Here is a 24,903-nt window from a genome sequence, read left to right as displayed (position 1 = left end):
GTTAAAAATCGTTCTTACTGTGGCGTTCTACAAGTTGCTCAGCTTCATCACCCCACGTGCGATTTACACGGCGACCTCGTTTAACCGCAGGGCGACGTTCAATTTGTTTTGCCCAGCGTAATACATGGCTGTATGACTCAACATCTAAAAACTCAGCAGCGTCGTATAAATAACCCAGTACCAAACTGCCGTACCATGGCCAAATAGCAATATCGGCAATGGAGTATTCGCTACCAGCCATGTAATCATGATCACTTAAGTGACGATTTAATACATCTAACTGGCGCTTTACTTCCATGGTGAAACGGTCAATAGGGTATTGCATTTTAAACGGTGCATAACTGTAAAAATGGCCAAAACCACCGCCTAAGTAGGGTGCTGAACCCATTTGCCAAAATAACCAATTACGGCACTCTGTTTTACTGGTATGGTCGCTGGGAATAAGCGCATCAAACTTTTCTGCTAAGTACTGTAAAATAGCGCCCGATTCAAATACGCGGGTAACTGGCGTGGTGCTATGATCCATTAAGGCTGGAATTTTTGAATTCGGGTTGACACTAACAAAGCCAGAAGAGAATTGATCGCCATCCGCTATTTTAATTAAGAACGCATCATAATCAGCGTCGTCGATACCAAGCTCTAATAGCTCTTCGAGCATAATTGTCACTTTTTGACCGTTTGGTGTCGCAAGTGAGTACAGCTGCAAAGCATGCTTACCAACAGGTAAGTCTTGTTCATGGGTTGCACCCGCTACAGGACGGTTTGTTTTAGCCCATTCACCCCCATTTTCAGCGTCCCATTGCCACACTTTAGGTGGCGTATAACTGTCGGTATTACTCATTGAAACTCCCTAAATTGTGCTTTAATGAATGTTGTTACGAGATTACCATCCTAGTTGATCAACCTAGTCAAGGGAAGTAGAGTTAGAAAATAGCATTATTACTGAGTGTAATAAGTACCTAAGTAATTAAATTGAAAGTAATTTAATACCGAAGTCGACGACTGTTAAGGAGCATGAGATGAAAAAACACGGTTTGGCCATTGGTTTAGAGCGCATAGGTAGTACCTTTTACCTAACTTTTAAAGTCGTTGGTAAGCTTACCCACGCTGATTACGAAACGCTCACCCCTTTAGTGGATAATGCACTTAAAGCAGTGCCTCGCGCAAAAATTAGAGCATATGTAGATATTACAGAACTGGAAGGGTGGGAATTACAAGCGGCTTGGGATGACTTTAAATTAGGGCTGAAACACAACAAGGAATTTTGTCGTGTTGCGGTACTGGGTAATAAAAAGTGGCAAAAAGTAGCCAGCAAAGTGGGTAATTGGTTCACAACGGGTGAAGTGAAGTATTTTGAAGATGCAATAATTGCAACCGAATGGTTGCACGAAAAGGTAATCAGTGACAGCAACTAATCAATTAAAGGTAGCGACATTTAATTTATACAATTATTTAGCACCCCCCGATGCGTTTTATGATTTTCAGCGTATTTATAGTGCTGAGCAATGGGCTAAGAAGCAGCGTTGGTTGGCTGATTATCTTCAAAATCAGCAACCGGATATTATTGGCTTTCAAGAAGTGTTTAGTATTGATGCATTAAAACAGCAAGTGAACGATGCAGGCTATGCGCACTTTGCGGTGGTTGATGAGCCGAGCGTTATCGATGAGTTTATATATCGAGACCCGGTTGTTGCAATTGCTTCTCGCTATAAAATTATGGCTTTAACTGAGGTTGAACCCGACCCTCACTATGCACAGCAAATGGGACTTGTTGGGGAGTTTTGTTACAGTCGTCGGATTATTCGCGCCACGATAGATGTGCCACATATTGGTTATGTCGATTGTTATGTTGTGCATTTTAAATCAAAGCGTAGCCTGCTTAATAGCGTTGAAGATAACAGCAAAACCGAGGAGCAAAATCTGCTTTTGCAGCTAAAAGACCAAGTAGCAGGGCGCTGGGCATCAAGCATACAAAGGGGCAGTGAAGCGGCGTTATTATTAATTGAAATTATCAATCGCAGATCACAGACAGACAATCCTGTTATTGTGATGGGAGATTTTAATAATGAACTGCATGATGGCGTACTGAACCATTTAATCACTGACTCATTGCGATTCACCGCTAGTCGACATAGCAAAGCGTTTACCGCCAAGTATGCGCTGCAAGATAGTTGGCAACTTTATCAACGCCATGTTGTAACGGACAATGAGAGAGAGGCAACCCATTACTTTGGTAGCAGCAGTTCGGTGTTTGATTACATTTTGCTTTCCAGAGAATTTGATGCAGGCTTTCAAGGTAGCTTCTACGAAGTCATTGACTATCACACCTATGATCAGCACTTAATCAATCCACAATTTGCCTACGATGATCAAAGCACCGACCACGGTGTGGTAATGGTTACATTAGCATTAAGGAGTTAAATTCATAACTCCTCAAAATTATCGAAGATGCTGTTTGTCTCGCTTTGCAAAGAGATAACCGATAAATGCACCGCTAATAGCGCCGAACAAGTGGCTTTCGAACGAGATATGAATACGCTGCGGGAATACACCCCAAATTAAGCCACTATAAAGTATGACGACAGCAATACTGATGAGAATCGCTTTGAATGAGCGATGCATAATACCATAGCAAATTAAGTAGCCCCACAAGCCATAAATTACGCCACTTAAGCCCACATGTATATTGCTGCGGCCAAATATCCACACTAACAATCCTCCAAGCAATGCAGTACTGACAAATACCAGCCAAAAGCGTTTTACACTGTATTGGCATACTAACCATGCGAGAATCGCAAAGGGCACTAAATTACTAAAAAGGTGTGCCCAGCCACCGTGTAAAAAGGGGGCAAAAAATATGCCTGAAAGGCCCGATAGTTGGCGAGGCAAGATACCTAAGCCATTAAGGTTTATACCGGGCAGTGTATTGATAATTTGTAGTACAAGACACAGTAGCATTATGCCCAGAATAGCGAACCGTTTACTGCTGATAGGGGGAAGTTTAGTAGCTGATTTTTCAGTCATGGTTGAAGGCTCTTAAATCAATTCGACTGAATCAGTATAACGTATTAAGAGTGAAGGTAAACACCTTGTTTTGCAAGGTGTTTACTGGTTGTTATCTCGTGTTTTTAGCCAAGTTTAGTAAGTAGTTTTTTAGCTGCAAGTTCTGAGCTTGCTGGGTTTTGACCGGTGATCAATAACCCATCTTCGATAGCCAGCACGCCCCAGTCATCGGTTTTTTGGTATTGACCACCTTGTTTAATGAGTTCATCTTCAACAAGAAGTGGTACAACATTCGTTAGTTGTACAGCCTCTTCTTCAGAGTTACTGAACCCCGTCACTTTTTTGTCAAATACTACCGACTTACCCTCGGCATTTTTGGCATTTAATAAGACGGCACTGGCATGACATACCGCACCAACAGGCTTATTAGAATTTAAAAACTGTTCAATTAAACGAATAGAGTCTTGGTTATCGACTAAATCCCACAGCGGACCATGGCCGCCTGGGTAAAATACAGCGTCGAATTCATCGGCATTCATTTCGCTCAACGGTTTGCTGTTTGCCATTAAGGTTTTTGCGGCGCTGTCTTCTTCAAAGCGTTTAGTTGCCTCTGTTGCAGCATCAGGAGCGGCACTATTTGGATCTACAGGCGGTTGCCCCCCTTTCACAGATGCTAATGTAACGTCGATGCCTGCATCAATAAAGGCATAATAAGGGGCTGCAAATTCTTCTACCCAAAACCCTGTTTTATGACCCGTGTCACCTAATTCATCGTGTGAAGTAAGTACCATTAAGATTTTCTTCGCTGACATAATTAATCCTCGTTAATTGTTTAATGAATAGCGTTGATATCACTATAGGGGTTAAAGCTAAGTTTAACAACGCAGATAAAATTGACTTCATTGGTTTAATTATTGATACAATCGAGCGAGGTTTTAGGAGAATGCCATGAATGTATCGTTTGAACAGTTAAAAAGTATGGTGGTATTTGCACATATTGTGCAGCAGGGGAGTTTAACGAAGGCAGCCGAGCAACTGGGTCTTTCGCGCGCTGTGGTGAGTTATCATTTAAAGAAACTAGAGCAGCAATTACAGCTTACCTTATTAAACCGCTCAACGCGTACTATGACCTTAACAGAAGCGGGTAAAGTCTATTATGAGCGTTGTCACGCAATTGCTGAACATGCCCAAGCGGCTAATTTGCATCTAGAAAACTTAAAAAATGAACCTGTCGGGGTGATAAAACTCAGTTGCCCAGTGAATGCTGGTTTGCAGCTTATTGTGCCTGCGCTTGCACAATTTAAACGCTTGTATCCAAAAATCGATATAGATCTGCAACTAAGCGATGACGTTGTCGACATTATTAAAGAGGGGATAGATTTAGCTATCCGAGGTATTGCGCTTGCTGATTCAAGTTTACAAGCAACTAAACTGGCAACAATGAAAACGTGTATATGTGGCTCTGTTGATTATTTTGCCAAGCACCCAGTGCCCGAAAGCATAGATGATTTAGCGAACCATACTTGGGTTGTGTATCAGCGAAGTAGCGCCACACTGAGCCTAGAAAAAGATAAGCGTCGCTTTGATGTTCCCCTTAAAGGCGGGATTAGCACTAATAATGCCGCAGCGCGCACGGCATTTGTTGAAGCGGGGCATGGTCTTGCAAAAATCCCTGTTTATGACGCGTGGCCTAAAGTAAAAGCCGGGCTTTTACGTACCGTGCTTGATGAGTATAAATCGGCTGATATTGAATTGTATGGTGTCTTCCCGCCGGGGGCTGCGGGAAGCAAAAAATTGCGAGTATTGCTTGATTACTTAAAGGATTATTTTGCTAATCAAGTTGCCACGATGGGTATTTAAGCAAACAGGGTTAACGCAAAGTACGATTAAACAATGCAACAGCTTGTTGGTACATAGTTAAAGCGAGAGCTGGGTCGTAACGATCTCCCTCATCGCGCATAAATGCATGTTGTGCGTTAACTTCTTGCCACTGGTAATTAATTCCGGTAGCAACGGCTTGTTGATAAATTTTAAGGCGGCCTTCTTTTGGTACATGTGGGTCTTGTTTGCCCCAAATAAAGTGAATTTCTCCTTGTATATCTGCCATGCGCTCAAACGAGTTATTGCCTGATTGTGCGGGCAATGTGTCACTGTGTATGTCTGTTGCATATAAACAAAATGCGGCTTTGATATCAGGATTCAGTGCGGCACGATAAGCAAGGTGACCACCAATACATACACCCATCGCTCCCACATAGCCTGTGCAATACGCTTGCGCGCGGGCAAATGCGATAAGGGCTGTGGTATCAGTGTCGTGGCTTTCAAGTGGTTTAGCCCATTTGTCGGCATTGCCTTTATCTTTGCCTTCATCATCGTAGGCAAGCACCGTGCCGAGTGGGTTTAACTCATGAAAAACCTCAGGCACTAACACGATAAAACCATGGCCTGCGAGCATAGCGGCAGAGCGTGCAATGGGGGCTGTTTCTTGAAAAATTTCAGAGTAGAAAATAATACATGGGAATTGGCCTTCGACAGCTGGGCGGTAAATGCTGGTTCGCATCAGACCTGTTGGGGTATCTATGTCGTGGCTATGGTGTTGAATAATCATGTTAATCCTCTAAAAACGGTTTAAGCAATAATACCTCAGCCCCACCTTTTGGACGAGTAAAAGCCCTTGAAATTTATTGATGCTCAGTTAATTCTTTGAGGCAGGGTACTGCATACAGCTTGCGTAATAGGTAAGAGTAGCAGGCCAATCAGAGAAAATAGCCATCACACCCACTTGCTTAGCAAGGACGTCTATCACAGTCATCATTTGCCCATCTTGTTTAATCACAGGGGCAATCGACTGGTAATAATATCCACCACCATTATTTAATGGGCCTGAGCGCTCTAAACTCCAAGTAATGATGTTCAGTCCGGCTTGTTTAGCTTTAATAGCATAAAGCGAGGGCACGATTTTACCTGACTGATCAAGACTTAATAGCATCCACATTGGCGGTGCAATAATGCGTACTCCATCGTCATACAGAGCCTGCATCGATGGCTGCCAGCTTGTTTCATCCATAGCATTAAAGTGTGCTTGCTCATCTCGGCCATCAAGGTAAATACTGTTGTTTGCAAATTCAGGGTGATTGTTTAGCCAATACTTCACATCGTTAAGATTAAATGATTGCGGATAAACATCTTGGCTATTCACGCCTAAGGCCTGATATTCATCAAGCATTTTTTGCGCGTAATCTTGCTGGCTAAAACCATCAAAGGGCATGCTAACTGCTGGGCTTTTTAGCTCAGGGGTCATTTTCACACCGAGTTCTTTAAACAGCGCAATGCTTTGCTGATGGGTCATTACTGTGCCACTGTTTGCATATAAATCAGTGCGCCAGTTTGGCGTCCCTTGCAAATATTCTGCAACCGTTTTGGCGTTTGGATTGGCGCCATCCATTTTTGCTTTTAACGTTAAGAATTCTGCTTGGGTGATATCGCTGGTACAGCATTTAGCCTGAGCAGGTTGGCCATCTTTGGCCGGGGTAAAAGGTTGGCTGCATTTTGCAGCGAGTTCTGGAATAGCTAAAATGTTGGTAGTGGTGTGTAAATCACATTGTGAATGACGACACACGAGTTGCTTATCTTTGGTAAAGGCAACGTCACATTCAAGTACGCCAGCCCCCATTCTTGCTGCGGCTAAATATGACTCTTTACTATGCTCAGGAAACTGCATGGGGGCACCGCGATGACCAATGACAAAATCAGTTTTGTAAAAAGGGCCATTGCCACATGCAGCAAGTTGCTGCTTTAACGGCCCATCAGGCATATTGTCGATTAAATAGTAAGGCCTAGCGCCAACTTGTACCACCTGATCTACAGGCAGATTCTTACAGCCTTGAATAATGAACACTAAACAACATAAAACAAATGCGCGCATAACAGCATCCCTCTAATCGAATAGAGTTTAGCTTATCATTACTCCATGGCAGTTTTATTAAGTTTCTGATTTATAATAAGTGCTAATAAGATAATCGCCGCGCCGATGGCAAGCTTGGTGATATCGGCATCACGATTCCAAATAACAATGTTAACTATTATCCCTGCTGGGATCAGTAGGTTATTCATCACCGCAAGCGCGCCAACATTCACAATAGTTGCGCCTTTATTCCATGCAAAGTAGCCAAGCCCAGAGGCAATCGTGCCTAAGTAAATGAGTACGCCCCATTGTGTCGTTGTGGTGGGCAGCTTGCTGGTATCGCCAAACAAACCGTAACAAATCAGTGCAACAATTAGGGCACCAATAAAGAACCAAGCAAACACCCGAGAGTGAGGGTGTTGCTCATCTTGCATCAAACGTTTGTAGGTTACTTGCCCGGTAGCAAAGCAAATATTAGCAGCCTGAACCATTAACATACCAATGAGGTAGTTCTCATCAACGCCTTCGTAACGTATGGCGACGGCTCCCAAAATAGCCAGCATTGCGGCGAATAAAAATTTGGCATTAAAACGTTTTTCAAGCAAATCGTTTAATAAGGTGATGTAAAGCGGCGTCATTACCGTGAATAGTAGTACCTCTGGCACACTGAGGTACAAAAACGAATGGTAATAAAAGCTGTACATGACACCAAGCTGTACCGCGCCTATTGCCATGAGCTTTAGTGCTAAGGCTTTAGGGGTTTTTCGCCATTGTAAAAAGGGTAAGAACACGCACGTTGCTAAGCCTATTCGCATTAACACACTAAACCACGCATCTACTTGCCCTGCTAAATACACGCCAATAAGACTAAATGAAAAGGCCCACAGAAGGGTAACAGCGAATAAGTAAGTCATGTTGTTTTAGTTTTGTTATAAAAGGGGCAGTGTATATGAGATAACAAAGAATTAAAATTGCCCATGACAATAATACGCAGCCATGGGCAATGGGGGGGGTTAGGGTTGGTTTGCCACGAACGCTTTTGCTTGCTGTTTTAATCTATCCAAAGCATTACGGTCGTAAAATGTGTTATGACTGATCACACCGCTAAGCGTTTTGGTGTTTCGAATATCTGTTAGGGGATTTTGTGAAAGCAAAATGATGTCGGCCACTTTACCTTTGGTAAGTGCCCCATACTGTTTCTGTTTATTTAAAAATTTAGGCCCTGCAAGTGTTGCTGATTGAAGTGTTTGCAACGGTGTAAGACCATAATCAGTAAAGATTGCTAACTCTTGGTGTAAAGAAAGCCCAGGATAGATAAACGAATTTAAAAAGCCTGCATCGGTGCCTGCAATAATGCTTACACCCGCTTGTTGTGCCAGTGGTAACAATTGTGCCGTTTTTGTGAAGCGAGCTTTTCGCTGAATGATTTGTTCAGGGGTATCTTTATTAGCTCTGTCTACACGCCATTGGTAGGTCGCTTTTAAGCCCTTGCCAATGTAATTTAAAAAAGCGTCTTGCTGATGATTATCTTCATCGAGATAGGCGGTGATCTTGCCACCAATTAAAGTAGGCACAACCGCTGTGTCGTTGCTAGCGAGTACCGTAAACTTTTCTCTGGCTGTAGATTCATCAAATTGAGCGGTAATAATAGGCAGCGCGGTGCGATAGGTGAGTTCTTTAGAGGCTACTTTGGCTGAAATATCCGCTTCGTTTTTAGCCGCTGCTTTTAGCATGTAAGTCATATGCTCGATGGCATCAAGACCTGCCTTGGAGACATCAGTCACAGACAACGAAAACGGGATATGACCTGAAATTTGGTAACCCCGTTTTTTAACCTCTTTTACTGCCTTTAGATAAAGCTCAGGCGTTAATGCACTGTCGGTAATTTTGATAAAGTCGACATTCATGGTGTCTAGCAAATCCATTGCTGCGTGCATTTCTTCAGTCGTCTCAACTTCTAAGTCGCCGGGCCAAATAGAGCCTTTTCCTTCAAGTTTGGGGCCTGATGTAAAAATAGTTGGGCCGACTAACTGACCTTGTTTGACTTGTTCACGCCAACTGAGAACTGACTCACTCAGATCAGCCGCAGCATCACGCACCGTTGTCACGCCGTGGGCTAAATAAAGGGGGAGTAATTGTTTGTTTTCTTCTATGAGCTTTTCACCACCGCCAAAATGGACATGCATATCCCAAAGACCCGGCATGACATACTGACCTTTTGCATCTATAAACGTTGAACTTTGATATTGGGCACTCAGTGGCTGGTTACTGCGTTGTATGATAATGCCATCACGAATAGCCAGTGATTGGTTTGCTGCGATTTCTCCAGTGCGCATATCAATGATCTGAGCGTTATCGATAACAATGTCGGCGTGCTCATCTGGGATTGATGAGCATGCAGCTAAAGCTGAGCAAAGTCCTAAAAGTAAAGGGTTTTTCATGTGTGAACTTATGTTTTTCTTTGAGATTAGCAAAAACGAGTTAACTGACAATTGCTTTGAGATGAATAGGAGTAAAAGCGGGGTGAAAAATCAATTAATACTTAAAAAGTATGAGGGGTGCCCCTCATACTCTAAACAACATTGTGGTTATTCAACTAAGCCACGACGCTTTAATAACGCGTCGGTTGTTGGCTTTTGACCACGAAATTCAATGTAGCTTTGCATTAAGTCGCGGCTATTACCTTTAGATAAAATCTCTTTACGGAAGTGATCACCGTTTTCGCGAGTTAAGCCGCCTTTTTCAGTCATATGAGTGAATGCATCTGCAGCGAATACTTCAGTCCAAAGATAAGCGTAGTAACCTGCTGAGTAACCACCGGCAAAAGTGTGGCTGAAGTAGCAAGATTTATAGCGCGGCGGCACGGGGTAGTACGCAATACCATGTTTGTCTAACGCATCATGTTCAAACTTTTGTACGTCTGTGATATCGGCATCAACACCGAATGAGTGCCATTCCATATCAAGGAGTGCCGCAGCTAAATACTCAGTTGTATCGAAGCCTTGGTTGAACTTTTGTGACTCAAGTACTTTTGCAAGTAACTCTTTTGGAATTGGCTCACCTGTTTTGTAGTGCTTGGCATAGTTCGCAAGTACTGTCGGCTCAACATTCCAGTCTTCGTTTGCTTGTGATGGGAATTCGACAAAGTCACGAGACGTTTTTGTCCCCGCCAAACTTGGGTATTTTACGTCAGAGAATAAACCATGAGCAGCGTGACCAAACTCATGAAATAAAGTTGTCACCTCAGAGAAGGTCATCAGTGTTGGTTGGCCTTCTGCAGGTTTGGGGATATTTTGCGCGTTGTAGATGACAGGCTTGGTGCCTTTTAAACCACTTTGACCTACATAGGCACTCATCCATGCACCCCCTCGTTTGCCTTCACGTGCATATGGATCCATGTAAAATAGGCCAATGGCACTGCCATCTTCATTGAATACTTCGAACACCGTGACGTCTTCGTGATATACAGGCAAATCTTTACGCTCTTTAAAGGTGATACCATAGAGTTTATTCATGGCAAAGAACAAGCCATCGTGGATCACTGATTGCATTTCAAAGTAAGGCTTAACTAAAGCTGGGTCTAAGTCGTACTTTTCTTGACGTACTTTTTCTGCATAAAATGCCCAATCCCAAGGTTGTAGAGCAAACGTTTCACCTGATTTATTGATTACCTGTTGAATTTGCTCCGCTTCCGCTTCGGCTTTAGCAACTGCCTTTGGTGCTAAGTCATCTAAAATACCGTATACATTTTCTGGCGTTTTCGCCATTCGCATCGTCAATACATAAGAAGCCCAATCTTTGAAACCAAGTAATGCCGCTTTTTCAGCGCGCAATTTGGTTTCCTTGAGAATAATAGGGCCGTTTGTTGCTTGCGCACGATTTGCAGATGTAGTCCAAATTTTTTCACGCAGTTTACGATTTTCAAGGCTTTGTAAAATAGGTTGGCGAGTGGTGTTCACCAGTGTGATCACATAACCTTCTTTACCCGCTTTGTCAGCCGCGGCTGCAAGGCTTGCAATTTCACCGTCAGATAAACCAGCAAGTTCGCTTTTATCTGTGACTAAAATTACATCTTCTTTGAACGATTTTAAGAGATTTTGTGAAAACTCGGTTGAAAGTTTTGCAAGTTCAGCGTTGATTTCACGCATTCTTACTTTGTCTGCTTCGTTTAGTTTAGCGCCCGCGTTGATAAACTTTTTAAAATAAAAATCGACTAAATGTTTGTCTTCAGCACTGAGGTTTTCTGCATTGTCGTAGATAGCTTGCACACGATTGAAGAGCGCTTGGTTTAGATAAATATCGTCGGTATGAGCAGATAAAATTGGCGCCATTTTAGCGTCAATGCGTTGGTACTCGCTGTCAGAAATTAATCCAGATAAGTTAAAAAAGGCATCGGATACGCGATCTAATAGCTCACCTGATAACTCCATTGCAACGAGTGTATTTTCAAATGTTGCAGGCTCTGGGTTATTGGCAATCTTTAAGATTTCAGCTTTTTGCTTGGCAATACCTGCTTCAAATGCAGGTTCGTAGTCGTTTGTTGATATTTTATCAAACTCAGGAGCCATATATTGCAAAGGGCTCGGCTTGAAAAATATAGACTCAGTATTCTTTTTTTGTGTTTCAACAATAGGTTGACTTTGTGTGTTAGCTTGCTCTGGACTACAAGCTGATAATAAAAATACACTAGCAACGGTGGTGGCTATTAGGGTCTTACGCATGATGGCTCCAATAATGTGGATAAATTTTCCATAATCTATCAAATTTTTGATGCCAAATAATAATATTTATCTTTTATTTTTCGTTTTTTAGAAATAATTAGTCGATTTGGTGTGGGTGGCGCTAAAAAAGCCATCAATTAGTGTGATGGCTCGCTAGATAAAAAGTGGTATACGCTGTCCCATATTGATGGATGCTTTAAAGCGTGCCATAAGTTAGTTGTAACCTAAGACAAACTTTTTCTCTGAACCAAAATTTTCTGGCATGGCGTTGCCGAACTCTTTGTTAATTAATGCTAATGAGTGTTCTTGTTCGGCAAGTAAGTTCAAAATGCGGTTGCGATACTCTAGACTTGATTCAAAAAGGTTTAAGTCAACGAGTGGCTGTAATGTTGCAAGTTTTTGTGTAAGTGTCATTTGTGACATTGTGCTCTCCTCATGCTATTAAAAGCTTTCACTATGTATATAGCACTTATGGTCTAAAAGAGTTAATAAATAGCGCTTTTTGCGCATAAAGATCTTAGAATTTACTAAGATTTCATCTATTATGCCGTGTTAAACTTAGTGACAACTGAATCAAACACGACTTTTTACTAGGAATGTTCATTTATGACCCTTGCTGATTTGCAATCTGCATTATCGTTTGTTTTGTTTACATATAACGATGTACAAATCACTGTGCTAAAAGTTATTCAAGTACCTTTGGTGCTGTTTTTAATGTGGTTTGTGGTCACATGGATAGGTCGATTAATTAAAAAAGCACTGTTGGCAAAAAACCTAGGGCCAGACACAGTTCATTTATTCACCCGTATTTACCTTGTTGTTACCATCGCAGTGCTTGTGTTTACTTCACTTGAGGTACTGAATATTCCGTTAACGGCATTTGCATTTGTCTCTGGTGCGATAGCCATTGGCGTCGGTTTTGGTGCACAAAATATCATTAACAACTTTATTAGTGGCTGGATACTCATGTGGGAACGCCCGATTAGAATCGGTGACTTCTTAGAAGTGGGTGATGCAAAAGGCGTGGTTGAGACAATTAATACCCGTTCAACTCGTATTCGTCGCAATGATGGCGTGCATATGTTGGTACCAAATAGTCAATTGCTCGAAAACACAGTCACTAACTGGACGTTGATTGACCGTAATGCGCGTTCATCGGTAAACGTGGGTGTTGCATATGGCTCTGATGTGGTGTTAGTTGAAAGGCTGATTAAGCAAGTGCTAGATGAGCATCCTGCTATTTTAAAAAAACCAGCCTCGTCAGTATTGTTCGATGACTTTGCTGACAGTTCACTCACGTTTAGTGCAATATTTTGGGTGTGTGCTGAGTCTGAAGCGCCGCTTCGTCAGGTACGCAGTGAATTACGCTTTAGCATTTATAAAATTTTTGCTGAGCATAATGTAACGATAGCTTTCCCACAGCGCGATATTCATATTGATGGGCAGATAGCCTTGAAAAGAACACATTCAAAATAACAATAAGAAAAGCGGCATTTGCCGCTTTTTTTACGTTGCCTCATGCAGTTTTTTAAGTTTAAACGACAGAAGCACCATGATGAGTCCAAACACAATCGCATAGCTTGCAACGAGCCATAGTAATGTAATGATACCGGCACCCGGATTAAACATAAGGTAGCCACCAAAAACAATTGAGATAACCCCACTGCCAATCAAAAGCCATTCATTGCTTATTTCTTTACGTAGCTTACTTGCAATGACAATTTCAATGACACCAATAGCGATAGCCCAAGCTGCAATAAAATAAAGCATTAGAATCGCAGTGACATTGGGGGCAAATAAGGTCACTAAAGCTGCTGCAATAGAAATTAGACCGCCTATGAGGAGCATCCACCATAGCGGGTTATCTTTTTTAGAAGCAAACGCTAACCAGGCTCTAATCGAGCCATCAACAAAAAAGTATGCAGCAAAAATAAACATCAATACGGCGAGGGATGCTTCAGGCGCAAGCCAGCCGCATAAACCAAAAATAATAGCGATAACACCGTGAATGAATAAGGAGGACCAATGTGGAACCAGCGAATTTGAAATGTGCATGATAATTTTCCTTTGCTTAAGTCTCTCTATAACTAACATTTCAGATACAGCTTGCAAAGAAATTTAATTATTTTTTGTACAGTTAATGAAAGCATGCTCTAATTTAAAAAGATAAATTTTTCTATGGTTTAAAGTTTTTCGGACAAGGAAAGAAGTGTGAAGAGTATAGCTAAGAAGTTTACGCTAGAGCTAGTTGGGTTATTACTGTGTTGCATGGTACTGTTTTCGCAGCCTGTGACTGCAACGACAACTCCCGAAGTGACCGTTAAGTCGCTTATCGATAAAGACAATAAAGAAGAGCACACCGAAACAAAACCCGAGAACCAAACTCAACAAGCCGTTACCTCACAACCTGATCCTAAGTTAGTTGAACCGACTGATGAATTACCGTTCGATGCCTTTTCTCGGATGACCCCGCGAAGTTCAATGCAAGGTTATTTAAAAGCAACCCGTGCTCGTGACTTTGAACGTGCCAGTTTTTACCTCGATTATCGTAATCTGCCGAAAGATGTTGAAGCTATTGGTAAGGCACAACTTGCCGAAAACTTATCTGTGGTCCTCGACCGAACCTTATGGGTTGATGTTGATAGCTTAAGTAATAAGCCAAAAGGAAAGCAAAAAGAAAGTGTACCGAGTTATCGTGACTTAGTGGGTGAGATCACGACATCACAGGGCAAGGTGCAAATTTTATTGCAAATCGTGCCAGATGAAAAAACAGGCAACCGTATTTGGAAAATTTCAAATGCAACGGTAAGTCAAATCCCCTTACTGACGAAAGAGTATGGATATAATCGAGTGGGTGAATGGTTATATAAGCGCTTGCCTGATGTCGAATTTTTAGGGGTAATGCTCTGGCAGTGGATTTATTTTGCATTCACATTTTTGTTATTTTTAGTGGTTGCAGTCATTTTAACGCGCATAGTGACCTTTGTGCTTGCGCATTTAAAGGTCCCAGTCGAAAAAGATGTAGTACGGTTTATTAACGGGCCTGTTTGTTTATTACTGGCCGTATTAATGTCGCGATCGTTAAGTGATCAATCTAATGTGACCATTGCCGTACTGGCTCTATTTCATGGCGCAACGGTGTTATTAATAGCTTGGGCATGGGTATGCTTAAGAGCGGTTGATATCGCCAAGCATAGGCTAAGTAATCGCTTCATTATGCAAGATAAACCACAGGGAGTGTTCTTATTACGTCCTGTAAGCAATGTACTTAAAACCAGCATCGTCATTATTGTGCTGTTTATGTGGTTTGAGAATTTGGGGTTTAATGCGACGACGTTATTGGCTGGTTTAGGAATAGGTGGCTTAGCAATTGCGCTTGCAGCACAAAAAACGGTCGAAAATATTATAGGCGCAATTACCTTATATATCTCGGCACCGGTCAAAATTGGTAGCTTATGTAAATTTGGCAGCCACCTTGGAACAATTGAAGAGATAGGGCTTAGAGCCACGCGTATTCGTACATTAGACCGCTCTGTTATCTATGTGGCCAATGCTAAATTTGTTGATATGCAACTGGAAAATATTTCTGAGCGAGAGCGTATTTCGTATCGGCCAAAGCTGATGCTTAGTGCAAACACACCCAAGCAGAACTTAGAAAGCTTCATGCAGGCAGTGAGAGAGTTATTAGAGAAACATCAACACATAGCGTTTGAGCCATGTCGAGTACGCTTTAAAGGCTTTACACCTTGGGCTTTGCAAGTTGATGTACTAAGCTACGTAGAGACTGTTGATTTTGCATTTTATATGGAAGTAATTGAGGAGTTGAACTTGGCTATTTTGGGGTTGTTGAACGAGCATCATTGTGAGCTTGCTAACCCAGAATTTGCGCGAGTAACCGATTAGTGGACAATGAACGCTTAAATGACAGTCGTTATCATTTGCGCATAATGTATACACATTCTTGCATTTAATTGAACAGGACATATGTCCGCTAAAATAAAAAATATTTGCATAAAATCCTCTAAATGTGTCGATGTTGTCGCTAACTGTTGTAAAAAACTTGTTTATTTATCATTTTTAATGCAGTAAAAGTGTCATAAAGTGTTATAATTGTCAGCGTTCGTTCAGCCTCTTTACCTCGTTTTGCACTCTCGATTAAGAGGTCCGCGCAGCTTATTACAAGGCGCGAAAAATTGGCCGAACCCGTCAAATGAATTGACGCAACATCATCACCGTTGAATAAGAGTGCATTAAAAAGGTTAAAACCCGACATGAAAGCAATGAAAAGATCTACGTTAGCAACCCTAATTAATGCGACGTTGTTCTCTGCAGTAGCAGGTACTTCATTTTCAACTCTTGCTGCAGACGAAACACCTGCAGTAAAAAGCAACCAATTAGAAGTCATTCAAATCACCGCGCGTAAGCGTGTAGAGAATGCACAGGAAGTGCCTGTTGCAGTATCTGCACTGCAAGGTGACAACTTAGATGCTTATAGCTCAGCAGGTATGGATATTCGCTTTATGAATGCGAAAATTCCAAGCTTATCAATCGAATCTTCGTTTGGTCGTTCTTTCCCACGCTTTTATGTTCGTGGTCTAGGTAACACTGACTTTGACCTAAACGCTTCTCAACCAGTATCACTTGTTGTTGATGAAGTTGTTCAAGAAAACGCAATCTTAAAAGGTTTCCCTGTATTTGACGTGGCTCGTGTAGAAGTATTACGTGGCCCACAAGGTACGCTGTTCGGTCGCAACACGCCAGCGGGTCTTGTTAAATTTGATACCGTTAAACCAACTCAAGAATTTGAAGGTTATGGCTCAGTTTCTTACGGTAGCCGTGGCGCAGTTGATTTTGAAGGTGCTGTTGGCGGTGGCCTAACAGATCGTCTATCAACACGTGTTTCTGTACTCTGGCAAGAAAAAGACGATTACATTGATAATCGTGCGCCAGGTTTTGAGCAAAATGATGTACTTGGTGGCTACACTGAAAAAGCAGCCCGTGTACAGTTCTTGTATGAAGGTAATGATTTCACCGGTTTATTCAACTACCATGTTCGTGATATGGATGGTAAACCAATCGCATTCCGTGGTAACGCAATTAAAGCAGGTACTAACGATTTAGTTGATGGCTTTGAGCACGATGTTGTTTACCATGATGCGGCTTCTCGTGCGACTCAACAAGTTGAGTCACAAGGTGCGAGTTTAAAGCTTGAGTGGGACATTAATGATTTAACACTTACGTCAATTTCTGCATGGGAAAGTGCTGAAATCTATTCACGTGCTGACATCGACGGTGGTTACGGTGCAAGCTATTTACCAGATATGGGCCCAGGTTTTATTCCGTTCTACTCTGAAAGTGCTGACGGCATTCCAGACCAAGACCAATATACGCAAGAGCTTCGTTTATCGAGCAACTATGCGGGTGATGTAAACTTTCAAGTGGGTGTTTTCTACTTTGACGAAGCGTTAACAATCGAAAACTTTAGCTATGATACCTATGGTGCTACACCTGGTGAGTTAAACGGTTATGTTATTCAGCAGCAAGACACTAAAGCATGGGCGGTATTTGGTTCATTAGATTACACAATCACTGATGACTTAAAAGTGACAGCGGGTCTTCGTTACTCAGATGACGAAAAAGAATTCTCAGCAAACCGTACTTTAAGCCCTGCTGGTGGTGGTGCATTATTCCTTACACAGAACCCAAGCGATGACCACGTAAGCTGGGATTTGTCTGCTAACTACAAGATTAACGATGACGTTAACTGGTATGCGCGTGTTGCAAATAGTTTCCGTGCTCCTAGTATCCAGGGTCGTATCTTATTCGGTGATGAAGTTACGGTTGCAGAGTCTGAAACGGTGACATCATTCGAAACAGGTATCAAGTCAGATGTACTTGACGGCCAAGGTCGTGTTAACGCAACTGTGTTCTATTACACGATGGATGACCAACAGTTAACTGCTGTGGGCGGTGGTGCGAACTTCAACCGCTTGCTAAATGCAGATAAAACAACTGGCTATGGTTTTGAATTAGATACTGAGTGGGTATTAACTGACAACCTAAATGCAACCTTTAACTTAAGCTACAACAATACAGAGCTTAAAGATAAAGACTTATCGGTAGCAGTATGTGCGCAGTGTACAGTAACAAACTCACTAAACAGCGCAGGTCAAGCTATCCTCGATGGTAACAGCTTACCACACGCGCCAGAGTGGATCTCTAACGTAACATTACGTTATAGCCGCGAAGTTGCTGATGGTGAGTTCTTTACGTATGCTGACGTGTCTTACCGTAGCGAAATCAACTACTTCTTATATGAGTCAGTTGAGTTTGAAGGCAAGCCATTAACAGAAGTGGGTTTACGTGCTGGTTATGCTTGGGCGCAAGGCGATAACGAATATGAAGTATCTGCATTCGTTCGTAACATGTTCGACGAGCAACAATCAATCGGTGCTATCGACTTCAATAACAACACAGCAATGGTTAACGAAGAGCGTTATATTGGTGCTGAGTTTAAAGTAAGCTTCTTCTAAGCTTCAACGTTACGTTTTTAAAACCCGCTTTATAGCGGGTTTTTTCGTTTATAAACCTTCTTGTTACTGATAAAGTACGGGTTATAACTTAATTTATAAGAGAACTATCATGGCTGGATTTTGGAATTACCGTGTCATTTTTTGTGAAGCGACTAAAGATGAGGCTGCACAATATCAAATTCACGAAGTTGAATATAATCTCAATGGCAAAGTGACCAATTGGTCTGAAACAGGTGCCGCACCGTTTGGTCATACTGTTGAAGAACTAGAAGCCGATGCAGACCGTTTAAAAACCGCTTTTTCAAAACCTATATTGAAAGTGGTTAGAAAGCAGCGTGGCTATGAGTTGGTTGATGTTGAAACGGGTGAAGAAGCTTTTGCAGAGCCACCTGCTGGTTTAACTGAGTAACATATTATATTTATCGAAGGTGCCAAATGGCACCTTTTATCTTTTAGACTGTAAAAGGAATGAGGATGACTTTAAAAGCAGTATTGTTTGATATGGATGGCACACTTGTCGACTCTGAAAGTGTGCATTTTAATATCTGGAATGACATTTTAGCGCCGTTTGGCGTTCACTATGATGAAGCCACTTTTTGCCAGCGATTTTCGGGCAGGCCAACCCTTGAGGCAGCGAAAGAAGTGGTTGAAAACTATCAATTAACTATTTCGCCTCAGGCGCTTACAGACGCGAAATACACTGCATTTGGTCATTTTGTGAGTGCAAACTTACCGGCTTTAATGCCACACGCAAAAGACGTGCTTGAGCAAGTTAAAGAAAGTGGTTTAAAAATGGCCTTAGTAACAGGAAGTGCTAAAGATGAAGCGTATCCGATTTTAAAGGGATATGGCATATTTGATTGGTTTGATTGTATTGTCACGAAAGACGATGTTAAAAACCCTAAACCTGCAGGTGAACCCTATCAACTCGCCCTTAAAAGCCTGAATATTAATGCCGATGAGGCTATCGCTGTTGAAGATACATTTACCGGTGTTACAGCAGCAAATAACGCTGATGTTAGTGTGTTTGCAGTGCCTAATCACTTTACCGTTGAACACGATTTTTCAAAAGCAGCCGCGGTTATGGCAAATCTTCAAGAAGTTTTCAAATGGGTACAAACTAAACTATAGTAAAGGAAAACGTGACTACTCGATTATGGTCACGTTGTTATTAATTACTGCAAGGAAGCAATTATGATTACCTTTATTAAAAAGCACCTGTCTGTGTTTTTACTCGTTATCAGTTTTTCATCCACCGCAGCAGTCACCCCAGATGTTCTCCTTGCTAATGTTTATGATGCAGACAAGGTAAATATTAATGATTACTTAGTGAGCGAAAAGTATGACGGTATAAGAGCCATTTGGACAGGAAGTAAACTTGTCACTCGTAATGGTCACCTCATCCATGCACCCGTTTGGTTTACAGCCCCATTGCCTGATGTTTGGCTCGATGGTGAGTTGTGGACGAAACGCCAAGATTTTGCCAACCTTAGCGGGATTGTTCGCACACATCAACCGAACGATAGTGAGTGGCACACAGTAAGTTATCAGGTATTTGATATGCCTGATGCTACGTTGCCATTTAGTCAGCGGTATCAGAATTACGCAGGCTTAGTAACGCTAATTAACGCAGAGCATATCAGAGCAGTCAAACAAAGACGGTTTACCGATAACCATCAGCTAAGCTTATTTATGGATGAGCTTGTTGCGAAGGGCGCTGAAGGCGTAATGTTGCACCTTGCTTTAGCTACACATAAAGCGGGTCGCAGTGATGCTTTGTTAAAGCTTAAGCCTTATCTTGATGCAGAAGCGGTCGTGGTTGCTCACTTTCCAGGCAAAGGTAAGTATAAAAATATGTTAGGTGCACTTAAGGTGCGCAATGCCGAGGGTGTTGAATTTAAAATAGGTTCGGGGTTTTCTGATAAGCAACGGCAATTTCCTCCTGCGATAGGTAGCACCATTACTTATAAATATCATGGATTTACTAAAAATGGTTTGCCACGTTTCGCGAGCTTTTTACATGAGCGAGTACCGCTGTAACGTTTAAGCATTCAAAAATGGCCGCGACTATGGTAAATTTCGCGGCCTTTTTGTTGATGTATAGGTGATAGAATGTTTGCAGGCTTTGATTACGGAAGCTCTAATTGTGCAATAGGTGTGATGAATAATGAGCAGCAAGTATCATTGGTGCCGCTTGAGCAGGGCAAACACTATTTACCATCAACGTTATATACCCACCATAGTGCACTTGTTGTTGATTTTGTTGCGAAACATTTGACAGGGAGCGATCAAGAAGCTGAATTTAAGGCACAGCGCCAAGCGCTACTCAATACCATACCTCGTGTGAAGTCTGATTTAGATATTCAAACCGGCGATGAAACCTTATTTATTGGTCGTGAAGCAATTAGCGAGTATGTTCAATTTCCAGAAGAAGGTTATTTTGTTAAATCACCCAAGTCATTTTTTGGCGCAGTCGGCTTAAAGCAAGGTCAAATTAACTTTTTTGAAGACATAGCCACAGCGATGATCTTAAAAATTAAGCAACGTGCAGAGCAGTCTTTACAGCAAAACTTAACTGAAACAGTGATTGGTCGGCCTGTAAACTTTCAGTCAGTGGGCGGGGAAGAGTCAAACCAACAGGCACTGGGAATTTTAGAACGAGCAGCAAAACGTGCAGGTTTTAAAGAGGTATCATTTTTATATGAGCCACTGGCGGCGGGGATTGATTATGAAACGTCGCTACAGGCTGATAAAAAAGTACTGGTAGTTGATATTGGTGGGGGCACCAGTGATTGCTCATTTGTGCAGATGGGCCCAGGCTTTCGTCAAAATCAATGTCGCGACAATGACTTTTTAGCACACAGTGGTAAACGAGTAGGGGGCAATGACTTAGACATCGCCCTGAGCTTTCATGGCTTAATGCCATTATTAGGCTTAGGCACTGAGTTTAAGTCGGGCTTACCTTTACCAAATCAGCCATTTTGGCAAGCGTGCAAAATTAATGATGTGAACCTGCAAAGCCAATTTTATAGTGACGCTCATCATCGAGAACTTCTTACGCAATTGCGCGAAGTGCAGCAACCTGATTTATTTAAGCGCTTAATTCATTTACAGCAAAATAAGCAAGGTCACCAGTTGGTCCAGCAAGGTGAGGCTGCAAAAATAGCACTTTCATCAACAGACACATTCAATACTGATTTGAGCTTTTTAGATTCAGAGTTGAGTCAATGTTTAACGCTCAATGATTTAGCTTTAGCGGTAGAAGATTCAATAAACCAAATTGTGGCACTGGCTAAACAGGCGATACAAGAGGCCGGCACTTCACCCGACGTAATTTATTTAACGGGAGGCAGTGCCCAGTCGCCATTAATTAAAGCAGCCTTAAAAACACATCTGGGAAATATTGATATGCTCAATGGTGACCATTTTGGCAGCGTAACAGCCGGATTAACTAAATGGGCACATACGCTTTATCGCTAAATGTGCTCATTGATAAAAATTACAATGCTACTTGGCGCGTAGCTAAGTACTTCTCGTAATCAGGTAGCGTACGATTGAGCTCACTTTCCATCATTGGTGAGCTTAATAGCATATCTGCACTGACTTCATTACACGCTACAGGTATGTTCCACACTGCAGCTAAACGCAGTAACGCCTTTACATCGGGGTCGTGAGGTTGAGAAGCCAGTGGATCCCAGAAAAATACCAGCATATGCACTTCGTGTTCAGCGATTTTAGCCCCTAGTTGCTGATCTCCACCCATTGGGCCACTTAACAGCTTAATAACCTCAAGACCTGTTGTACGCTCTATTAAATGGCCTGTTGTACCTGTGCCATATAAGGTGTGTTTACTTAATATCGCTTTGTGTTTTTCACACCATGCTTTCAGTGCTGCTTTTTTACCATCATGGGCAACAAGGGCAATATTTTTTTTGGCGGGTAAGGCTTGTTGTTTTTGTTCCATAAGTGCTCTTATATTAGAAGGTTAATTGCCAGTGCAATAAAGACCAGTCCTGTGATTCTATCAATCCAAAGTTGGGTTTGCGGGTGATCACGAAAGTAACTGGCTATCTTATCGCCGAAATAAATATACGTGCAGTCGATAGGAAAAGCAAAAAGAGGATAGAGTAATCCAAAAAATGCTAACTGAAATGTGGTTGACGATAAGCTTGGGTCGACAAACTGCGGTATAAAAGCAATAAAAAACAACGCAACTTTTGGGTTAAGCACTTCGGTCATCATGGCTTGAAACATGACATTCTGCTTTTTACTGGTGCTTACATGGGGCTTATCTTCGCATTGTGGATTAGGCTGACTAACCGTTGCTTTTAACGTCGTTAATCCTAAATAACACAGGTAGGCAGCACCTAAATATTGAACAGTGGTATAAGCAACTGTAGAGGCTTTTAAAATAGCGGTTAAACCTATAACAGCAAAAAAGGTATGCACAACCCCGCCTAACGCAAAACCAAATGCGCTTTGCAAGCCTGCCGCTCTTCCATTAGCAAAGGTTTGTGCCATTAAAAAAGCGTTAGAAGGACCGGGGGCAATAGCGATTAAAAAACTGGCGCCTAAAAACGACAGTAAAAACTCAGGATTGATCATTGGCACAGGTGAATAAAGCTAGGTGCTTGATGTTAACAAGTTTTCAAGAAAAGAAAAAGCGGGCAATGTTGCCCGCTCATCGAGGTTGGGGAAAGTATTAGAACGCGACTGTGCTATTGTTTGAGCAAACAGTTGTGCTTTGTGCTTCACATACTTGATAAGTGTAAGAACCGCCGCCTTTCGCTGTAATTGTGTCTGTGTAACTGTTGTTATTTGCTACAGACGTTACTTTGCTGCCGTTACGGTAAATATCTACATTACTGGTTGCTGCGCCATTCCAGCTAAGATCAACATACGCAACACCTTTTGATTTATAACCTGATGTTGATAAGCTAATTTCGTCACCACCCGGTGTCGTACCGCCACCGTTATTACCACCCGCACAGCCATTAGCTGTTAGGTAGGCATCAGCCGCAGCCGCTTTAACAATACCGTGGCCGAAGTAAACGTCGTGACCCGCAGCGCCTTGGTCTTCGGCTGTTGCTTTAAGTGCAGCACGGATTTCAGTACCAGTACATTGTGGATGATTTGACCAAACCAGCGCTGCCACACCTGAAACTGCAGGGGTTGCCATTGAAGTGCCGCTCATGTAGCCGTAATCGCTAGTACCAATGTTAATGCTAATGTTCGTGCTTGCAAGTAAAGCTGCACGGTCTTCAAGTGCTGCGCCTACGGCTGGAATGCTTGTGTTGTTTGTATCGCCTAACGTACCGTATAACATACCCGCTTCGTTATTGATGATAACTGCACCAATACCGCCAGAGTTTTCACAGTTTGCCACTTTGTCGTAGAACGAAATGACACCACGGTCAATCATACATACTTTGCCTGATGCTGCTGTATCAACGCTTTCTGCTGTGCCCATATAATAAGCCGTGCCCGCAGCATTTCCTGAGTTTTCCATTGCAGACGTAGCATAGCCGGTATTATCCGCGGTTAAGCTTGCAGCCGTTGCCATGCCAGCAGGGTATGTAGATAAGGTATCAACACCACCCGCAGTAACTTCTACACAGATTGTTTCGTCAGTCGTTACATTTTTACCACGGCCCGACGTACAGCTTGGGAATTGTGAGAAATCAGCAATTTGATTGTTTGCATCGTTAGCACCTACCATCATTACTGATGGGTAACCAGCAGGGTATGAACGAACACTGTTTCCATCATTACCCGCTGCTGCTACAACAAGGCCGCCAGCGTTTGTGAAGTTTGCGAATGCATTTGATTCTGTGCTGTTTGAGCCACCACCGCCTAGGCTCATGCTGATAATATTAGCGCCTGCTTGAGAACATAAATCAGCTGCATGAGCTAGATCAGACGAGTAACCCCATCCCTCAGCGTTAAATACTTTGATGATGTGCATAGCAACACCCGGAGCCATACCAACAACACCTAGGTTGTTGTCAGCAGCACCAATAGTGCCTGCTACGTGAGTACCGTGAGGACCGCCGTTGTCAAACCAGTTGCCTGTGCCACTATCGTTATCACCTGTGATATTACCCCACACAAAATCAGGGTTTGATGCATCAAGGCCTGAGTCAATGACACACACTTTCATACCGGCATTGGCATCAAAAGTTACTTGATCAGCTTGTGACTGATAAACTGCATAGGGAGTTAACTGTTGCTGCATTGCATTGCCAGCATCATCATTGTATACCGCCATGGGTACACGTTTATGATCTTCTTCAATGAGTTTAATATGTGGGTTATTAAGTAAGCCTTTAACGCTTGCTAAATCGTGACCAGTAAATTGTGCTGCAATAAAGCCATTACCATCAACTTTGATATCACCACCCAGTTTTTTAGCAAGGGCTTTCACCACGCCTTTTTTATTGTTGTCTACTTGGATGATATAACGGTCGTTCGCTGCGTGTGCAGTTCCTGCTGCACACAGACCACTGATGATTAACGCTAAAGCTAATTTATTCTTTTTCATATTTCGTATCCCAAACGTGTTATTGAGTTAACTAAATGTTAATTTGGTTAAACAATAATTTAATAAAACCGTGGGTACAAGTAAAATTATCCATAAAAACGGAACAAAAAATTCTAGAAACAGGTCTTTTATAACCTAATGTTATATTGAGAAGTCTAAACGGGTAAATAGAATATAACTATTCTCATTTACCCGTATTTG

The 24,903-nt window shown here is 42.2% G+C and carries 23 protein-coding genes; 10 read left to right on the top strand and 13 right to left on the bottom strand.

All coding sequences use genetic code 11. The features are described from left to right. Nucleotide 1: 1 nt before the first annotated feature. Nucleotides 2–841 (bottom strand): glutathione-dependent disulfide-bond oxidoreductase, encoded by an 840-nt coding sequence (gene yghU, locus ACSSVW_RS09065; RefSeq protein WP_036966885.1) that lies wholly within the window; start codon nucleotides 839–841, stop codon nucleotides 2–4. Between the two features lie 178 nt (nucleotides 842–1,019). On the opposite strand from yghU, the gene ACSSVW_RS09060 reads away from it, so the two are divergent. Further along, on the top strand, nucleotides 1,020–1,415 hold the full coding sequence (locus ACSSVW_RS09060) for a SpoIIAA family protein (RefSeq protein WP_036966888.1): 396 nt from the start codon (nucleotides 1,020–1,022) through the stop codon (nucleotides 1,413–1,415). After that, complete coding sequence (locus ACSSVW_RS09055) at nucleotides 1,402–2,421, top strand: endonuclease/exonuclease/phosphatase family protein (RefSeq protein ID WP_454179181.1); 1,020 nt, start codon at nucleotides 1,402–1,404, stop codon at nucleotides 2,419–2,421. The genes ACSSVW_RS09060 and ACSSVW_RS09055 overlap by 14 nt, the downstream gene beginning before the upstream one ends. Before the next feature lie 18 nt (nucleotides 2,422–2,439). On the opposite strand, the gene ACSSVW_RS09050 is transcribed toward ACSSVW_RS09055, so the two are convergent. Together ACSSVW_RS09050 and ACSSVW_RS09045 are read right to left on the bottom strand one after the other, a co-directional pair. After that, on the bottom strand, nucleotides 2,440–3,024 hold the full coding sequence (locus ACSSVW_RS09050; protein WP_065978581.1) for a rhomboid family intramembrane serine protease: 585 nt from the start codon (nucleotides 3,022–3,024) through the stop codon (nucleotides 2,440–2,442). Nucleotides 3,025–3,128: 104 nt separating this feature from the next. After that, a complete protein-coding gene (locus tag ACSSVW_RS09045) occupies nucleotides 3,129–3,815 on the bottom strand; it encodes a type 1 glutamine amidotransferase domain-containing protein (protein ID WP_454179180.1) in 687 nt (228 codons plus the stop codon). 136 nt (nucleotides 3,816–3,951) lie between these two features. Here ACSSVW_RS09045 and ACSSVW_RS09040 point away from each other — a divergent pair, with 136 nt between their 5' ends. Further along, complete coding sequence (locus ACSSVW_RS09040; RefSeq protein WP_118844482.1) at nucleotides 3,952–4,863, top strand: LysR family transcriptional regulator; 912 nt, start codon at nucleotides 3,952–3,954, stop codon at nucleotides 4,861–4,863. Nucleotides 4,864–4,873: 10 nt separating this feature from the next. Here the strand turns inward: ACSSVW_RS09040 and ACSSVW_RS09035 are convergent, their stop codons facing one another. The 6 genes from ACSSVW_RS09035 to ACSSVW_RS09010 form a co-directional block, all read right to left on the bottom strand. Next, entirely contained in the window at nucleotides 4,874–5,611 is a 738-nt protein-coding gene (locus ACSSVW_RS09035; RefSeq protein WP_118844481.1) for a dienelactone hydrolase family protein, read from the bottom strand. Between the two features lie 87 nt (nucleotides 5,612–5,698). Then, nucleotides 5,699–6,928, bottom strand: coding sequence for a glycerophosphodiester phosphodiesterase family protein (locus ACSSVW_RS09030; protein ID WP_454179179.1), 1,230 nt, complete (start codon nucleotides 6,926–6,928; stop codon nucleotides 5,699–5,701). Nucleotides 6,929–6,966: 38 nt separating this feature from the next. Then, nucleotides 6,967–7,821, bottom strand: a complete 855-nt coding sequence (locus ACSSVW_RS09025; protein WP_417699760.1) for a carboxylate/amino acid/amine transporter — start codon at nucleotides 7,819–7,821, stop codon at nucleotides 6,967–6,969. Nucleotides 7,822–7,920: 99 nt separating this feature from the next. Next, the gene (locus ACSSVW_RS09020; protein ID WP_454179178.1) at nucleotides 7,921–9,348 is read right to left on the bottom strand and encodes an amidohydrolase family protein; all 1,428 of its coding nucleotides are present in this window, start codon (nucleotides 9,346–9,348) and stop codon (nucleotides 7,921–7,923) included. Nucleotides 9,349–9,495: 147 nt separating this feature from the next. After that, a complete protein-coding gene (locus tag ACSSVW_RS09015) occupies nucleotides 9,496–11,628 on the bottom strand; it encodes a M3 family metallopeptidase (RefSeq protein ID WP_454179177.1) in 2,133 nt (710 codons plus the stop codon). Nucleotides 11,629–11,841: 213 nt separating this feature from the next. Then, complete coding sequence (locus ACSSVW_RS09010; protein ID WP_036966917.1) at nucleotides 11,842–12,051, bottom strand: hypothetical protein; 210 nt, start codon at nucleotides 12,049–12,051, stop codon at nucleotides 11,842–11,844. Between the two features lie 183 nt (nucleotides 12,052–12,234). Here ACSSVW_RS09010 and ACSSVW_RS09005 point away from each other — a divergent pair, with 183 nt between their 5' ends. Further along, nucleotides 12,235–13,104 (top strand): mechanosensitive ion channel family protein, encoded by an 870-nt coding sequence (locus tag ACSSVW_RS09005; RefSeq protein WP_036966919.1) that lies wholly within the window; start codon nucleotides 12,235–12,237, stop codon nucleotides 13,102–13,104. A gap of 30 nt (nucleotides 13,105–13,134) precedes the next feature. Here ACSSVW_RS09005 and ACSSVW_RS09000 read toward each other — a convergent pair whose 3' ends face one another. Beyond that, the gene (locus ACSSVW_RS09000) at nucleotides 13,135–13,683 is read right to left on the bottom strand and encodes an HdeD family acid-resistance protein (RefSeq protein WP_036966921.1); all 549 of its coding nucleotides are present in this window, start codon (nucleotides 13,681–13,683) and stop codon (nucleotides 13,135–13,137) included. 156 nt (nucleotides 13,684–13,839) lie between these two features. Between ACSSVW_RS09000 and ACSSVW_RS08995 the strand changes: the two genes are divergently transcribed. The 6 genes from ACSSVW_RS08995 to yegD all read left to right on the top strand — a co-directional run bounded on the left by ACSSVW_RS08995 (nucleotide 13,840) and on the right by yegD (nucleotide 21,641). Further along, a complete protein-coding gene (locus ACSSVW_RS08995; RefSeq protein WP_259369853.1) occupies nucleotides 13,840–15,531 on the top strand; it encodes a mechanosensitive ion channel family protein in 1,692 nt (563 codons plus the stop codon). A 368-nt stretch (nucleotides 15,532–15,899) separates the two neighbouring features. Continuing rightward, nucleotides 15,900–18,161: a TonB-dependent receptor gene (locus ACSSVW_RS08990; RefSeq protein ID WP_182395184.1), complete on the top strand. Its 2,262-nt coding sequence runs from the start codon at nucleotides 15,900–15,902 to the stop codon at nucleotides 18,159–18,161. A 109-nt stretch (nucleotides 18,162–18,270) separates the two neighbouring features. After that, nucleotides 18,271–18,570 carry a hypothetical protein gene (locus ACSSVW_RS08985; protein ID WP_036966929.1) on the top strand — a complete coding sequence of 100 codons (300 nt, stop codon included), beginning with the start codon at nucleotides 18,271–18,273 and terminating at the stop codon, nucleotides 18,568–18,570. A 65-nt stretch (nucleotides 18,571–18,635) separates the two neighbouring features. Beyond that, nucleotides 18,636–19,292: an HAD family hydrolase gene (locus tag ACSSVW_RS08980; protein WP_182395181.1), complete on the top strand. Its 657-nt coding sequence runs from the start codon at nucleotides 18,636–18,638 to the stop codon at nucleotides 19,290–19,292. A 63-nt stretch (nucleotides 19,293–19,355) separates the two neighbouring features. Next, on the top strand, nucleotides 19,356–20,201 hold the full coding sequence (locus tag ACSSVW_RS08975; RefSeq protein ID WP_454179176.1) for a DNA ligase: 846 nt from the start codon (nucleotides 19,356–19,358) through the stop codon (nucleotides 20,199–20,201). A gap of 72 nt (nucleotides 20,202–20,273) precedes the next feature. Next, nucleotides 20,274–21,641 (top strand): molecular chaperone, encoded by a 1,368-nt coding sequence (yegD, locus tag ACSSVW_RS08970; protein WP_454179175.1) that lies wholly within the window; start codon nucleotides 20,274–20,276, stop codon nucleotides 21,639–21,641. Nucleotides 21,642–21,660: 19 nt separating this feature from the next. On the opposite strand, the gene ACSSVW_RS08965 is transcribed toward yegD, so the two are convergent. The 3 genes from ACSSVW_RS08965 to ACSSVW_RS08955 form a co-directional block, all read right to left on the bottom strand. Beyond that, a complete protein-coding gene (locus ACSSVW_RS08965; protein ID WP_036966937.1) occupies nucleotides 21,661–22,125 on the bottom strand; it encodes a methylglyoxal synthase in 465 nt (154 codons plus the stop codon). A gap of 8 nt (nucleotides 22,126–22,133) precedes the next feature. Continuing rightward, a complete protein-coding gene (locus tag ACSSVW_RS08960; protein ID WP_036966939.1) occupies nucleotides 22,134–22,766 on the bottom strand; it encodes a LysE family translocator in 633 nt (210 codons plus the stop codon). A 97-nt stretch (nucleotides 22,767–22,863) separates the two neighbouring features. Next, nucleotides 22,864–24,702 (bottom strand): S8 family serine peptidase, encoded by a 1,839-nt coding sequence (locus ACSSVW_RS08955; protein WP_036966941.1) that lies wholly within the window; start codon nucleotides 24,700–24,702, stop codon nucleotides 22,864–22,866. Between the last annotated feature and the right edge of the window lie 201 nt (nucleotides 24,703–24,903).

The organism is Pseudoalteromonas sp. MBR-15 (assembly GCF_053628915.1).
Note: the sequence above shows the minus strand (reverse complement) of the source record. Positions and strands in the feature narration are given on the sequence as shown.

Bases quoted from the DNA above. Each gene is read 5' to 3' on its own strand.
- yghU (WP_036966885.1), bottom strand. From the start codon at position 841: ATGAGTAATACCGACAGTTATACGCCACCTAAAGTGTGGCAATGGGAC.
- ACSSVW_RS09060 (WP_036966888.1), top strand. From the start codon at position 1,020: ATGAAAAAACACGGTTTGGCCATTGGTTTAGAGCGCATAGGTAGTACC.
- ACSSVW_RS09050 (WP_065978581.1), bottom strand. From the start codon at position 3,024: ATGACTGAAAAATCAGCTACTAAACTTCCCCCTATCAGCAGTAAACGG.
- ACSSVW_RS09045 (WP_454179180.1), bottom strand. From the start codon at position 3,815: ATGTCAGCGAAGAAAATCTTAATGGTACTTACTTCACACGATGAATTA.
- ACSSVW_RS09040 (WP_118844482.1), top strand. From the start codon at position 3,952: ATGAATGTATCGTTTGAACAGTTAAAAAGTATGGTGGTATTTGCACAT.
- ACSSVW_RS09035 (WP_118844481.1), bottom strand. From the start codon at position 5,611: ATGATTATTCAACACCATAGCCACGACATAGATACCCCAACAGGTCTG.
- ACSSVW_RS09030 (WP_454179179.1), bottom strand. From the start codon at position 6,928: ATGCGCGCATTTGTTTTATGTTGTTTAGTGTTCATTATTCAAGGCTGT.
- ACSSVW_RS09025 (WP_417699760.1), bottom strand. From the start codon at position 7,821: ATGACTTACTTATTCGCTGTTACCCTTCTGTGGGCCTTTTCATTTAGT.
- ACSSVW_RS09020 (WP_454179178.1), bottom strand. From the start codon at position 9,348: ATGAAAAACCCTTTACTTTTAGGACTTTGCTCAGCTTTAGCTGCATGC.
- ACSSVW_RS09015 (WP_454179177.1), bottom strand. From the start codon at position 11,628: ATGCGTAAGACCCTAATAGCCACCACCGTTGCTAGTGTATTTTTATTA.
- ACSSVW_RS09010 (WP_036966917.1), bottom strand. From the start codon at position 12,051: ATGTCACAAATGACACTTACACAAAAACTTGCAACATTACAGCCACTC.
- ACSSVW_RS09005 (WP_036966919.1), top strand. From the start codon at position 12,235: ATGACCCTTGCTGATTTGCAATCTGCATTATCGTTTGTTTTGTTTACA.
- ACSSVW_RS09000 (WP_036966921.1), bottom strand. From the start codon at position 13,683: ATGCACATTTCAAATTCGCTGGTTCCACATTGGTCCTCCTTATTCATT.
- ACSSVW_RS08990 (WP_182395184.1), top strand. From the start codon at position 15,900: ATGAAAGCAATGAAAAGATCTACGTTAGCAACCCTAATTAATGCGACG.
- ACSSVW_RS08985 (WP_036966929.1), top strand. From the start codon at position 18,271: ATGGCTGGATTTTGGAATTACCGTGTCATTTTTTGTGAAGCGACTAAA.
- ACSSVW_RS08980 (WP_182395181.1), top strand. From the start codon at position 18,636: ATGACTTTAAAAGCAGTATTGTTTGATATGGATGGCACACTTGTCGAC.
- ACSSVW_RS08975 (WP_454179176.1), top strand. From the start codon at position 19,356: ATGATTACCTTTATTAAAAAGCACCTGTCTGTGTTTTTACTCGTTATC.
- yegD (WP_454179175.1), top strand. From the start codon at position 20,274: ATGTTTGCAGGCTTTGATTACGGAAGCTCTAATTGTGCAATAGGTGTG.
- ACSSVW_RS08965 (WP_036966937.1), bottom strand. From the start codon at position 22,125: ATGGAACAAAAACAACAAGCCTTACCCGCCAAAAAAAATATTGCCCTT.
- ACSSVW_RS08960 (WP_036966939.1), bottom strand. From the start codon at position 22,766: ATGATCAATCCTGAGTTTTTACTGTCGTTTTTAGGCGCCAGTTTTTTA.
- ACSSVW_RS08955 (WP_036966941.1), bottom strand. From the start codon at position 24,702: ATGAAAAAGAATAAATTAGCTTTAGCGTTAATCATCAGTGGTCTGTGT.